The 13,185-nt window shown below is 59.6% G+C and carries 12 protein-coding genes and 2 tRNA genes; 8 read left to right on the top strand and 6 right to left on the bottom strand.

Annotated features, from left to right (window positions below; all coding sequences use genetic code 11):
* The first annotated feature begins 70 nt into the window (after nt 1-70).
* The 3 genes from RAC79_RS18810 to RAC79_RS18800 all read left to right on the top strand — a co-directional run bounded on the left by RAC79_RS18810 (nt 71) and on the right by RAC79_RS18800 (nt 3,009).
* Nucleotides 71-1,099, top strand: coding sequence for a zinc-binding dehydrogenase (locus RAC79_RS18810; protein ID WP_059758710.1), 1,029 nt, complete (start codon nt 71-73; stop codon nt 1,097-1,099).
* Between the two features lie 5 nt (nt 1,100-1,104).
* A complete protein-coding gene (locus RAC79_RS18805; RefSeq protein WP_174039167.1) occupies nt 1,105-2,034 on the top strand; it encodes a lipid A biosynthesis lauroyl acyltransferase in 930 nt (309 codons plus the stop codon).
* 279 nt (nt 2,035-2,313) lie between these two features.
* Nucleotides 2,314-3,009 (top strand): hypothetical protein, encoded by a 696-nt coding sequence (locus RAC79_RS18800; RefSeq protein ID WP_035240634.1) that lies wholly within the window; start codon nt 2,314-2,316, stop codon nt 3,007-3,009.
* Nucleotides 3,010-3,040: 31 nt separating this feature from the next.
* Here RAC79_RS18800 and RAC79_RS18795 read toward each other — a convergent pair whose 3' ends face one another.
* Nucleotides 3,041-3,844 (bottom strand): TSUP family transporter, encoded by an 804-nt coding sequence (locus RAC79_RS18795; protein WP_174039166.1) that lies wholly within the window; start codon nt 3,842-3,844, stop codon nt 3,041-3,043.
* 183 nt (nt 3,845-4,027) lie between these two features.
* Between RAC79_RS18795 and RAC79_RS18790 the strand changes: the two genes are divergently transcribed.
* The 5 genes from RAC79_RS18790 to recJ all read left to right on the top strand — a co-directional run bounded on the left by RAC79_RS18790 (nt 4,028) and on the right by recJ (nt 10,196).
* Nucleotides 4,028-4,987, top strand: a complete 960-nt coding sequence (locus tag RAC79_RS18790; protein WP_174039165.1) for a nucleoside hydrolase — start codon at nt 4,028-4,030, stop codon at nt 4,985-4,987.
* A 302-nt stretch (nt 4,988-5,289) separates the two neighbouring features.
* On the top strand, nt 5,290-6,510 hold the full coding sequence (locus RAC79_RS18785; RefSeq protein WP_035260789.1) for an LL-diaminopimelate aminotransferase: 1,221 nt from the start codon (nt 5,290-5,292) through the stop codon (nt 6,508-6,510).
* A 60-nt stretch (nt 6,511-6,570) separates the two neighbouring features.
* Nucleotides 6,571-7,881: a homoserine dehydrogenase gene (locus tag RAC79_RS18780; protein WP_080856383.1), complete on the top strand. Its 1,311-nt coding sequence runs from the start codon at nt 6,571-6,573 to the stop codon at nt 7,879-7,881.
* A 187-nt stretch (nt 7,882-8,068) separates the two neighbouring features.
* Nucleotides 8,069-8,293, top strand: coding sequence for a hypothetical protein (locus RAC79_RS18775; RefSeq protein ID WP_174036016.1), 225 nt, complete (start codon nt 8,069-8,071; stop codon nt 8,291-8,293).
* A 94-nt stretch (nt 8,294-8,387) separates the two neighbouring features.
* Nucleotides 8,388-10,196 carry a single-stranded-DNA-specific exonuclease RecJ gene (gene recJ / locus RAC79_RS18770; protein ID WP_236780859.1) on the top strand — a complete coding sequence of 603 codons (1,809 nt, stop codon included), beginning with the start codon at nt 8,388-8,390 and terminating at the stop codon, nt 10,194-10,196.
* Nucleotides 10,197-10,338: 142 nt separating this feature from the next.
* Here recJ and RAC79_RS18765 read toward each other — a convergent pair.
* The 5 genes from RAC79_RS18765 to RAC79_RS18745 form a co-directional block, all read right to left on the bottom strand.
* A tRNA-Glu gene (locus RAC79_RS18765) sits at nt 10,339-10,413 on the bottom strand.
* A 218-nt stretch (nt 10,414-10,631) separates the two neighbouring features.
* The gene (locus RAC79_RS18760; protein WP_272872066.1) at nt 10,632-10,757 is read right to left on the bottom strand and encodes a hypothetical protein; all 126 of its coding nucleotides are present in this window, start codon (nt 10,755-10,757) and stop codon (nt 10,632-10,634) included.
* Nucleotides 10,758-10,864: 107 nt separating this feature from the next.
* Nucleotides 10,865-10,939: transfer RNA gene (locus RAC79_RS18755), tRNA-Glu, on the bottom strand.
* A gap of 303 nt (nt 10,940-11,242) precedes the next feature.
* Nucleotides 11,243-12,016 (bottom strand): amino acid ABC transporter ATP-binding protein, encoded by a 774-nt coding sequence (locus tag RAC79_RS18750; RefSeq protein ID WP_003524857.1) that lies wholly within the window; start codon nt 12,014-12,016, stop codon nt 11,243-11,245.
* Nucleotides 12,017-12,027: 11 nt separating this feature from the next.
* On the bottom strand, nt 12,028-13,185 hold the full coding sequence (locus RAC79_RS18745) for an amino acid ABC transporter permease (RefSeq protein ID WP_065655013.1): 1,158 nt from the start codon (nt 13,183-13,185) through the stop codon (nt 12,028-12,030).

Below are 13,185 nucleotides of genomic sequence, written 5' to 3'. Positions count from 1 at the left end.
CCGCAAAACGGTTACAGAGTTTTGCTGGAATCGCACTAGAGATTAACGCCTTCGGGCGAAGGACTGATATATGCGCGCTCTTCAACTCGTGGACGACCGGAAGCTCGAAAAAGTGGACCTGCCCGAACCGGATGCCCCGGCGCCGGGCGAGGTGACGCTGCGCGTCAAGGCGGTTGCGCTCAACCACATCGATGTATGGGGCTGGCGCGGCATGGCTTTCGCCAAGCGCAAGATGCCGCTCACCATCGGTGCCGAGGCTTCGGGTGTGGTCGAAGCCATCGGTCCGGGCGTTTCGAATGTGCTGCCCGGCCAGCTCGTGTCGATCTACGGTGCGCGCACCTGCGGGCTGTGCAAGCCGTGTCGCGAAGGCCGTGACAATCTGTGCGAACATGTGCAGGGTGTGCACGGTTTCCACCTTGACGGTTTCGCGCAGGAAAAGATCAATATTCCCGCCCGCCAGCTGGTGCCCGCGCCGCATGGCGTCGATGCCGTTGCAGCGGCTCTCGCACCGGTGACCTTCGGCACCGTCGAGCACATGCTGTTCGACAATGCCAAGCTGGAGTCCGGCGAAACCATCCTCATCCATGCCGGCGGTTCCGGCATCGGCACGGCGGCGATCCAGCTTGCCAAGAAGATGGGCTGCACCGTCATCACCACTGTCGGTTCCGACGACAAGATCGAACGGGCGAAGGCGCTGGGCGCCGATCACGTCATCAACTACCGGACTGACCGTTTCGAAGGCGTCGTGCGCAAGCTGACGAAAAAGAAGGGTGTCGACGTGGTGTTCGAACATGTCGGCAAGGACACCTGGGCGGGTTCGATGTTCTCGCTGAAGCGCGGCGGCCGTCTCGTCACCTGCGGTTCGACGTCGGGCGTCTCCACCGATATCAACCTTATGATGCTGTTCCAGCAGCAGCTGAAGCTGCTCGGCTCGTTCGGCTGCCGTATGGAAAACATGGCCAACGCCATGCAGAAGATGGCGCGCGGCATCGTTCATCCCGTCATCGACACCGAAGTGACCTTCGACGATATCGACCGGGCGCTGGAGCGCATGGAGACACGCCAGGTATTCGGCAAAATCGTGCTGCGGATGGACTGAGCATCTTGAAGCTTTTCCTGACACGGATTGTCCTGAAACTGGACCACTTCCGGCAGTGGCTGATTGCGACATTCGCCTTCGGCCTTCTCAACCTGCTGAAGCTCTTTCCCGCTGATGCGGGCATTCGCGCCGCCGACCGGCTGGCGCGCTGGGTGGGGCCGAAAACCGAACGCCACAAGCTGATGCTCCATAATCTGGCGCGCGCTTTTCCGGAGAAATCCGAAGATGAGCGGCTTGAGATCGCCATGGATAGCTGGGCCAATATGGGCCGGCTTGCGGCGGAATACGTGTTTCTCGACCGGCTGTTCGATTTCGATCCGGAAAAGAACGAAACGGGCCGCATCGAGGTCGAGGGCATTCCGACCTTCCTCGAGCTGCGCGACAATCCGCGACCCTTCATCGTCTTTACCGCCCATAGCGGCAATTTCGAATTGCTGCCGGTGGCCGGCTCGGCTTTCGGTCTCGATGTAACGGTGCTGTTCCGTCCGCCGAACAATCCTTTCGTGGCCGACAAGGTGTTCAACTTCCGCAAGGAGCGCATGGGCAATCTTGTGCCGTCGCACGCCGGCTCCTCTTTCGCGCTGGCGCGGCAGCTGGAAAAGGGCGGCGGTGTCGGCGTGCTCGTCGACCAGAAGTTCGGCAAGGGGCTGACGACAAAGTTCTTCGGCCTTGAAGTCCGCACCAACCCGCTGCTTGCCAAGCTGGTGCGGCAGTTCAACTGCGATGTCTATCCGGCCCGTTGCGTTCGTCTTCCCGACAATCGCTACAGGCTGGAAATAGAGCCCAAGGTTGAAATTCCGCGCGATGAGAAGGGTAATGTCGACATTCAGGCGACGGCGCAGCTTCTGAACGACAAGGTGGAAAGCTGGGTGCGCGAATACCCCGGACAATGGCTGTGGTATCACGACCGATGGGACGTGAAGCACCAGATTTAAGGTGATGCCGTGCGGCCCGATCCTCGGCGATTTTTACGAAATTCGGCCGTAGAATGATGTGTTCCGATGTTTTTTCCATATTAATGGAACCTCATTTTTCGTTCATGGATTATCGAAATTGAAAAATTGGCGGCTGCTGTGATATTTTGGACAACAATCCTCGCAGCGTTCCTGCGTTTCGTTACGTCATTTTTAAGCGCAAAGACGCTATAATCAGGGGGCAAAGGGTTAATCCGTTCGCATTGGGAACCGGGTTATGCCCGTTCAGGGAGAGTTGGGTTGAAAGATTTGATTGAGTTGTTCTGGCTGCGTTATACGGAACTGCAATCTGCCGTTGGTAAGAACGAAGCCGACAAGATCGCAGTGCTGGAGCGTGAACTGGAGCAGCTTCTCGAGCGGGTCGTCGGACGCAAGACAGAAAATTCCGAAGATATTCGCGAGCAGTTCCGTTTTGCCATCGACCTCCTCAACCACGAGGCGGAGGATCTGGGCTGCGTCCAGCGCAACTCCGAGCTTCTGCGGACGCTCGTTGATCGTTATGTCGGCATGCCTTCGAAGGCCAAAGTCGTTGGTGACGAGGACGAGGACACGCTGGAGTGGCATCATCGCCACCTGATCCTCGATGAAGACATGCTGAACGATCTGGACGATCCCGTCGTGATCGTTACGCCCGGCTACCGCGTTTCGTTCGCCAATTCTCTTGACGCGTTTCAGCGCAATGCGCCGGAAGGGCTTGTGGGTTGCCATATTGCGGAGCTGGTCGGCGTCCACCGTTTCCAGAACGATCTCAGGGACAAGCTCGATAATTGTTTCAAGGGTGATACGTCGAAGTATACCTACGCGGAAGACCAGAACGGCCGTACGATCGTGAAATCGTTGGAAATGTCGCCGTGTTATTCATCTGCCTACAAACTTGTTGGCGCGATGGTCGTCATCCGTGAAATCGAGGATCGCAGACGCCGCGCCACGGCGTGACGTTACACGTCCGTCTCTGACGACCATCCTTTTACGTCGGGAATATCGTTTCCCATATCGTCGCGATGGACCATGCGGAAGATGCATCCGCAAGGAGCTTCGTCGCCATGGCCAGGCAGGAAATCACCAGCAGCGGGCGGATGATCTTCGCGCCGTTCTTCATGGCGAAGCGGGAGCCGATCTGTGCGCCGATGAACTGGCCGACGCCCATGGCGAGGCCGAGCTTCCATAAAACCGCCCCCCCTATAGCAAACACAACGACACCGCCGAAGTTCGAGCCGAGGTTCAGAAGCTTGGTGTGGGCGGTTGCTTTCAACATGCCGAAACCGGCAAGCGCCACGAAGGCGAGCATGTAGAAGGATCCCGCACCGGGGCCGAAAACGCCGTCGTAGAAGCCCACCAGCGGCGCGACGGTGAAGCCGAACACGAAGGGTGTGATGCGGCGGTGGCTGTCGATATCGCTGAGCTGCGGCTTGAAGGCGAAATAGATCGCAATCGCGATCAGCAGGAACGGCATTATGGTACGCAGCACGCTCGAAGGCACGAAGCCGGCGGCGACCGCGCCGAGCCCGCCGCCAAGCATGGCCATGACGGCCATGGGCAATTGTTCCCTCAGATTGACATGGCCGCGCCGGGCATAAGCGATGGTGGCGGAGGCAGAGCCGAATTGCGATTGCAGCTTGTTGGTGCCGAGCGTATCGAGCGGTGCAATGCCCATGATCAGCATCGCCGGAATGGTGATGAGGCCACCGCCACCGGCAATGGAATCGATAAAGCCGGCAAAAATGGCGACGCAGAAAAGGACGAGAAAAACGTTGAGGGCGATGTCTTGCACTGGGGATGTCCGGGCAGCGGCGGGAGAGGGCTTCTTCTTTCACTGAAAAGACCGCCACGCAATATTTTTCTGCATGATATGCCGCCTGCGGGGGGATTGCGGTGTTGCCGCTTATCGTTATGTTTCCGTGGCGCGTCGCCGGCAGAAGCGGATGGCGCTTGAAGACATACGGATGAGGGCATTATGCATAAAGTGATATTCGATACGGATCCCGGTGTAGACGACGCCATGGCGCTTCTGTTCCTGCACCGTCGCCCCGATATCGATCTGATCGGCGTCACCACGGTTTTCGGCAACGCTCCCATCGATATCACCACCCGCAATGCGCTCTTCCTCAAGCGGGAATGGCAGATGACCGCACCGGTTGCGAGAGGCGCCGGCGTGACCTTCGATCCCGCCCGCAAAGAGGGTCATTGGCCGACCTTCATCCACGGCGAAAACGGCCTCGGCGATATCGATATCCCTGAAACCATCGATCTGCCGCTCGACCCGCGGCCCGCGCATCGCTTCATCATCGAAACGGTGAAGGCCAATCCAGGTGAGGTGACGCTGATCGCCGTCGGCCGCATGACCAATCTGGCGCTGGCACTGCGTGAGGAACCGGATTTTGCGGCGCTGGTGAAGGAAGTCATCGTCATGGGCGGCGCCTTCGACATCAACGGCAATGTATCGCCGGCGGCCGAGGCCAATATTCATGGCGATCCGGAAGCGGCCGATCTTGTCTTCACTGCGCCGTGGCGCGTGGTCGTCGTCGGTCTCGATGTCACGACAAAAACCGTGATGACGAGCGCCTTCATGGCTGAGATGGCAGAGGCGGGCGGCAAGCCGGTGCAGCTGCTTTCGGACCTGTCGCAGTTCTACATCGATTTCTACAAGACCCGCACCGGTGACGGCATGGTGGTGCATGATAGCTGCGCCTGCGTTTATCTCGTCGCGCCGGAACTGTTTACCACCCGCAGCGGCCCGGTGCGTGTCGTTTGCGGCGGGCTTGCCGATGGCCAGACGATCCAGAAGCCGGATGGCCGCGCCTTTCCGCCGGGCGACTGGGACGGGCATCCGAGCCAGCTCGTCTGCACGGATATCGAGCCGGAGCGCGTGCTTTCGGTCATCCGCGCGGCAATTGTGAAGGGTGAGCACGGCTGAAGGGCAGGAATGGCCGTTCTTGAGCATGGCTTGCCTTGCATTTTCCAAGAATCTGGCGTTATGCAAGTTCCCTGATCATAGTGCGCGATCCGCCTTGCCGGCGGGGCTGAGAAGGCCGTGCCGGAAGGACGGGCGGATCACCGCTATGCGGCGTGGGCCGAGAAAAGCCTTGTAGGTTTTCCCGTGCTTTGCGCTACAATGAATAACGCCTGCCGGGTCGGTTCGTGTCGGCGGCGTTTAACAACAAAAAACGAACCTTCGTTATGGGCCGGCAGAACCGGTCCATTCCCATGAGGAAAGAGATGGAAGAGTTTCACAAGGTCCGGCGTCTGCCGCAATACGTCTTCGAACAGGTCAACCGTTTGAAAGCGAGCGCGCGAGCGGCCGGGGCCGATATCATCGATCTCGGCATGGGCAATCCCGACCTTCCGACCCCGAAGGCCATCGTCGACAAGCTTTGCGAGGTCGTTCAGGACCCGCGCACCCATCGTTATTCCTCGTCCAAGGGCATTCCCGGCCTTCGCCGCGCGCAGGCAGCCTATTATGCCCGCCGTTTCGGCGTGAAGCTGAACCCCGACACGCAGGTCGTCGCCACGCTCGGCTCCAAGGAAGGCTTCGCCAATATGGCGCAGGCCATCACCGCACCGGGTGACGTTATCCTGTGTCCGAACCCCACCTATCCGATCCATGCCTTCGGCTTCCTGATGGCGGGCGGCGTTATCCGTTCGATGAATGTCGAGCCGGATGACAGCTTCTTCGGACCGCTGGAGCGCGCGGTGCGCCATTCCATTCCGAAGCCACTGGCGTTGATTGTCAACTACCCGTCGAACCCGACGGCGCATGTCGCCTCGCTGGATTTCTACAAGGACGTCATCGCCTTTGCGAAGAAGCACGAGATCATCGTGCTTTCCGACCTTGCCTATTCGGAAATCTATTTCGACGAAAACAATCCGCCGCCATCGGTTCTTGAAGTTCCCGGCGCAATCGACGTTGCGGTGGAGTTCACCTCCATGTCGAAGACCTTCTCCATGCCCGGCTGGCGCATGGGCTTTGCCGTCGGCAACGAGCGGCTGATCGCGGCGCTGACGCGCGTGAAATCCTATCTCGATTACGGCGCGTTCACGCCGATCCAGGTTGCGGCGACCCATGCGCTGAACGGTGACGGTTCCGACATCGCGGAAGTGCGCAATGTCTATCGCCGCCGCCGCGATGTGATGGTCGACACCTTCGGCAAGGCCGGCTTCGAAGTTCCGCCGCCGGCGGCGACGATGTTCGCCTGGGCGAAGATTCCGGAAAAATTCCGCCATCTCGGCAGCCTGGAATTCTCCAAGCTTCTGGTCGAGAAGGCAGATATTGCCGTTGCTCCCGGCATCGGCTTTGGCGAGATGGGCGACGATTACGTCCGTCTCGCGCTCGTGGAAAACGAGCATCGAATTCGTCAGGCAGCGCGCAATCTGAAGCGTTTCCTGTCGAGTGCAGACGAAACGATGCATAACGTCGTTTCGCTCAACGCCCACAGATAAGGGCAACCCAAGGCGGCCGGGTGCCGGCCGCCACCATCAACAGCAATCAGGAACATACCCATGGCAGATTCATTGAGAATCGGCATAGCGGGGCTCGGCACTGTCGGCGCTTCGCTCGTGCGCATCCTCCAGCAGAGAAGCAACGAACTTGCGATTACCTGCGGACGCGCGATTGAGATTATTGCCGTGAGTGCGCGCGACCGTTCGCGCGACCGTGGCATCGATCTTGCGGGTATTACCTGGTTCGACACGCCCGAGCAGCTGGCGAGCGAAGCGGAGATCGACGTGTTCGTCGAACTCGTCGGCGGTGCTTCCGGTCAGGCGGAAAATGCGGTGCGCGCCGCACTTGCACGCGGTCTCCATGTGGTGACAGCCAACAAGGCGCTGCTGGCCAAGCATGGCGTCGAACTGGCGACCATTGCCGAAGACAAGGGCGCGCTTCTTAATTTCGAAGCGGCGGTAGCCGGCGGTATCCCCGTCATCAAGGCACTGCGTGAATCCTTGACCGGCAACCATGTGTCGCGCATCTACGGCATCATGAACGGCACCTGCAACTACATCCTGACCAAGATGGAGAAGGAAGGGCTGTCCTTCGAGGCCTGTCTGAAGGAAGCGCAGCGGCTCGGTTACGCGGAGGCCGATCCGGCCTTCGATATTGAGGGCAACGATACGGCCCACAAGCTGGCAATCCTGACGACGCTTGCCTTTGGCAACAAGATTTCGGCCGATGACATCTATCTGGAAGGCATCACCAATATCTCCAGCGAGGACATTCAGGCGGCCGCCGAACTCGGTTATCGCATCAAGCTTCTCGGCGTGGCGCAGGTGACCGAATCCGGCATCGAGCAGCGCGTGCATCCGACCATGGTGCCGCTCGATTCCGTTATCGCCCAGGTGGATGGCGTGACCAATGCGGTGGCGATCGAATCCGACATCCTCGGCGAATTGTTGATGGTTGGCCCAGGTGCGGGCGGCAACGCCACGGCGTCTGCCGTGCTCGGCGACATTGCCGATATCGCCAAGAGCCGTCCGGGCGCCCAGCAGGTGCCGGTGCTCGGCCGTCCGGCGAAATCGTTGACGGAATACCGCCGCGCCAAGATGAAGAGCCATGAGGGCGGTTATTTCATTCGCCTCACGGTGAAGGATCAGGCCGGCGTCTTTGCCTCCATCGCCACCCGCATGGCGGATAACAACATCTCGCTGGAATCTATCGTGCAGCGCCAGCGCGTGCATGTGGAAGGCGCGCCGCAGACCATCATTCTCGTTACCCATGCGACGATGGAAGATGCGATCCGCAAGGCCGTGAAGGCGATCAAGAACGAGAAATATCTCGTCAGCGAGCCGCAGGTCATCCGTATCGAGCGCACCTGAGACGCTTCGTGATCTTAATGTTATCGAGGGCCGCGCTTCCGGATGGAGGCGCGGTTTTTCGTTCTATGGCTGCCCGCATCGTGTCGGTAGTCTCGCGCCCATAAAATTTGGGGGCACGGCGTCGGAAGCGCTGGAAAACAAGGCGATTCGGCACTATGGTTAATCCTGTTCACCAAGCGAGGGAGGCGTGGCCGTGACATCGATCATCCTGTTCAAGGACAATAAGCGCGCAGGCTTTGCGGCTGCCCATCACCGGGCGCGGCCTCACAATGCCAATGACAATATTCGCAGCATGGAGTTCGATATGGGGGAGCATGAGCGCAACTGGTGTTCGCTTGCCGTGTTCTCACTGCTGCTGCTTGTTGGCGCCGTCTCGATCGTCAGCCCGTTTTTCTCGATTTTTTCGGTGTGAATCCTCATAAGCGCGTTTTTGCTTGAAAAACGCGCCATCGCCATTTAGCCCGTTTTAAAGCGCGATTGGGCGCATGACAGGATGAATGGACAGGATGGCAATGATGGAGCCGGCCGATACCGTGGCCCGCGCGTTTCTAAGCGTGGAGCGGTCGGCGACAGAACAGCGCTGGGTGTCGCGGCTGGATCAGGCCGGGCAGAACCGCGCGCTGGCTATGTCCCAGATCCACGCCATTCCAGAACTGATCGCACGGGTGCTTGCCGGGCGCGGTGTGGGTGTCGATGACGCCCTGGCGTTCCTCGATCCGACCATTCGCTCCCTGATGCCCGATCCGCATGTGCTGACCGATTGCGAAAAGGCCGCCGAGCGGTTGGTGCGGGCCATCGAGACAGGCGAGAAGGTGGCAATCTTTGGCGACTACGATGTCGACGGCGCTGCTTCCTCCGCTTTGATGTACCGGTTTCTCGCGCATTTCGGTCTGACACCGGAAATCTATATTCCCGACCGTATTTTCGAGGGCTACGGGCCGAACCCGGCGGCGATGCAGCAGCTTGCCGCCAATGGTGCGACGCTGATTGTGACGGTCGATTGCGGTTCCACCAGCCATGAATCGCTGAAGGCCGCCAGGGATGCGGGAACGGATGTGGTGGTGATTGACCACCATCAGGTCGGCACGGAGCTGCCGCCGGCCGTGGCGCTGGTCAATCCCAACCGCGAGGACGATCTTTCGGGGCAGGGGCATCTCTGCGCCGCCGGCGTCGTGTTCCTCGTGCTGGTCGCCACCCTGCGGCTGTTGAAGGAGAGGCGGCACAGGCAGGCCTTCACGCTCGATCTGCTGTCGCTTCTCGATATCGTCGCGCTTGCCACCGTGTGCGATGTGGTGCCGCTGAAGGGGCTCAACCGCGCCTATGTGGTGAAGGGGCTGATTGCCGCGCGCCATATGAACAATGCGGGGCTCGCTGCTCTCTTCAAGAAGGCCGGGCTCGGCGGGCCCGTGACGCCCTATCATTTCGGTTTCCTGATCGGGCCGCGCATCAATGCCGGTGGCCGTATCGGCGACGCTGCGCTCGGCAGCCGTCTCCTGACCATCGACGATGCGTCGCAGGCCGAGGTCATTGCCGAGAGGCTGGATGAGCTGAACCGGGAGCGGCAGGCCATGGAGGCCGCCATGCTGGCGGAAGCCGAAGCGGAGGCGCTGTTCGAATATGGCGACGGCTCGGGTGCGGGCGTCATCGTTACTGCGCGTGAAAACTGGCATCCCGGCATTGTCGGTCTGCTTGCCTCGCGTCTGAAGGATCGCTTCCGCCGTCCCGCCTTCGCCATTGCCTTCGATCCCTCCGGCAAGGGCACCGGTTCAGGCCGTTCGATCAACGGCTTCGATATGGGTCGCATGGTGCGCGCTGCCGTGGAGGCCGGCTTGCTGGTCAAGGGCGGCGGTCACGCCATGGCGGCCGGCCTGACGGTGGAGCGCGCCAATCTCGGCAAGCTCAGGACTTTCTTCGAGGAAGCGGCGGCAAAGACCGTGAACGAGCTGGTGGAAAGCAGCGTGCTGAAGATCGACGGCGCTATCGGCGCGTCGGGCGCGACATTGCAGCTTGTCGACCAGCTGGAGCAGGCCGGTCCATATGGCTCCGGTCATTCGCAGCCCATCTTTGCCGTGCCGGCGCATCGTCTGCGCGATGTGCGGCTTGTGGGTACAGCTCACGTCAAGATCACGCTGGAGGCCATGGATGGCTCGCGGCTGGACGGTATCGCGTTTCGCGCCGCAGAAGCGCCTCTGGGGCAGATGCTGCTGAATGCGCGTGGCAGGAACATTCACGTCGCAGGCACCGTGGGCGCCGATCTCTGGCAGGGCCAGAGGCGCGTTCAACTGCGCGTTCTGGACGCGGCATTCGCGCCCTGACTTTGCGCAATGACAGGGCCTTCCAGCTATATTGGAATTTCACCGGACACCGGCCCAGGCGAGTGGATGAGACACAACGAGACTTCTTTACGCGATGCGTGAAGATTTTCGTGCAGGCAGCTGATTTTTAAGGAGAAGCAAGTGGCACGCCCTAGGGGAGTCGAACCCCTCTTTTCAGAATGAAAATCTGACGTCCTAACCGATAGACGAAGGGCGCGTGCGCTTGTGGTGTGGCGCCCTTATAGTCAGGCTCCGGTTGGTCCGCAAGCGAAAAAATTGATTTTTCTCGCTTCGTGACGAGTTTTTTTATGGAGGCCGGAAGGGCTGTGGAAAACTGCGCCCGAACTGGCCAAGGCCTTGAAATATCGCCCCTATCGCTGCGCGTCAGTAATGGCCCCATGTCTTGCGGGAGGCGGGGGACGCAGTCTCTAACCCTTAGCTGGCAAAGGCGGCCGGCTCGATGAAGCGGATGCTGTGGGGAGAGCTGAAGGGGAAAGGCAAGCCGGTCGATTTGCCTGTTGGCGTTTCGTCCGGCTTGCCTTCCATCGGGGGGGACAGCATTCTAACGTGCCCGACGGGAATCGGTTCCGGCACATTGATCACGCGTGACGAATTTGCCAGCTGATGCAATGTTGTCATATTCTGAAGGGGAAAAACACGAAGGCAAGTGGCACGCCCTAGGGGAGTCGAACCCCTCTTTTCAGAATGAAAATCTGACGTCCTAACCGATAGACGAAGGGCGCGTGCGCTTGTGGTGTGGCGCCCTTATAGTCAGGCTCCCGAAGGTCTGCAAGCGGAAAAATGCATGATTTGACAAAAAAATGACATGGGCCCCCAGAAGCCCTGAAAAACAAGGATTCCTGTTTCGTAACAAATGGTTAAACTGCGACGCTGCGCCCATTTTCGTGCTCTTGGCGCTTCGAAAGCGGTGGAATCACGGAATCGAAATCGTCGCGCTCGTGCATGGAGATAAAGATTTCAGCAGGTCTCCAGAAACGAAAACGGGGCCGAAACGGCCCCGCTCGATATACGTGTCGATCGCAGTCTCAGTGCAAAATCTGGCTGAGGAACAGCCGGGTGCGCTCGTGCTGCGGGTTGTCAAAGAATTCGGCGGGCGAGTTCTGTTCGACGATCTGGCCCTGGTCCATGAAGATGACGCGGTTTGCCACCTGGCGGGCGAAGCCCATTTCGTGGGTGACGCACAGCATCGTCATGCCGTCTTCGGCAAGGCTCACCATGGTGTCGAGCACTTCCTTGACCATTTCCGGATCGAGCGCCGAGGTCGGCTCGTCGAACAGCATGATCTTCGGCTTCATGCAGAGCGAGCGGGCAATCGCCACGCGCTGCTGCTGGCCGCCGGAGAGCTGGCCGGGATATTTGTTCGCCTGCTCGGGGATCTTGACGCGCTTCAGATAGTGCATCGCCACTTCTTCGGCTTCCTTCTTGGGCATCTTGCGAACCCAGATCGGCGCCAGCGTGCAGTTTTCGAGGATCGTCAGATGCGGGAAGAGGTTGAAGTGCTGGAACACCATGCCGACTTCACGACGCACCTCATCGATCTTCTTAAGGTCGTTGGTGAGTTCGATGCCATCGACATTGATCGTTCCCGACTGATGTTCTTCAAGACGGTTGATGCAGCGGATCATGGTCGATTTGCCCGACCCGGAAGGACCGGCGATAACGATGCGTTCGCCCTTCATGACCTTCAGGTTGATATCGCGCAGCACGTGGAAGTCGCCATACCACTTGTTCATGCCGATGAGTTCGATCGCCACGTCCGTAGTCGAGACGGTCAGTTTTTTTGCTTGGGTTTCTGCCATTTGAGCGTCCCTTATCGTTTATGCCCGGTGTCGAGGTGCCGTTCCATGAACAGCGAATAACGCGACATGCCGAAGCAGAATATCCAGAATACGAAGCCTGCGAAAATATAGCCAGTCATGGCGGTGACGGGTGTGGCCCAGTTCGCATCCGATTGGTTGAGTGTGACAATGCCGAGCAGATCGAACATGCCGATGATCGAAACCAGCGACGTGTCCTTGAACAGCCCGATGAAGGTGTTGACGATGCCCGGAATGACGAGCTTCAGCGCCTGCGGCAGCACGATCAGCCGCGTCTTCTGCCAGTAGTTCAGACCGAGCGAATCCGCACCTTCATATTGTCCCTTCGGAATGGCCTGCAGGCCGCCGCGGATCACCTCCGCCATATACGCCGAGGAGAACAGCGACACGCCGACGAGCGCGCGCAGGAATTTGTCGAAGGTCCAGCCGTCGGGCAGGAACAGCGGCAGCATGATGCTGGCGAAGAACAGGACGGTAATCAGCGGAATGCCACGAATGACCTCGATGAAGAGCACGCAGAGCATCTTGATCACCGGCAGGTTCGACCGCCGGCCAAGCGCCAGAAGAATGCCGAAGGGGAGTGACACCGTGATCCCGAAGAACGACAGGATGAGGGTCACCATCAGGCCGCCCCACAGCTGCGTTTCCACCTTCGGCAGGCCGAAGACGCCGCCGATGAGCAGGAAGAACGCAATGAAGGGCAGGATGATGAAAAGCGCCAGCGCATTCAGTCGCTTGAACGGCGCTTTTGGAATCAGCATCGGTATAAGCAGGATGGCGAACGTCACCATCACCAGGATGGGACGCCAGCGTTCGTCGATCGGATAGCGACCGAAGACGAATTGGCCGAGCTTTGCCGAAACGAAAGCCCAGCACGCACCGGACTGGCCGTCCGGCAGCGCGCCGCCCTGCGAAGCGGTCAGGCAGGCGATACGATCGCTGCCGGTCCATACCGCGTCGATGAACAGCCACTTGATGATCGGCGGCACCAGATAGGCGAGCAGGGCAAGGGCGATAACCGTGAGAACGGTGTCCTTAGGCGTGGCGAAGAGTTTGGTGCGCAGCCAGTGGCCGAAGCCGACGGCGCTCGAGGGCGCGGGTTTGGCGTCCTCGATGGTCTGTCGCACGAATGCGTGATTGCTGATCGTCAT

Origin of the sequence: Agrobacterium sp. LR_9 (assembly GCF_041954855.1) — a bacterium.
In the GTDB taxonomy this organism is placed as follows: Bacteria; Pseudomonadota; Alphaproteobacteria; order Rhizobiales; family Rhizobiaceae; genus Agrobacterium; species Agrobacterium leguminum.
Note: the sequence above shows the minus strand (reverse complement) of the source record. Positions and strands in the feature narration are given on the sequence as shown.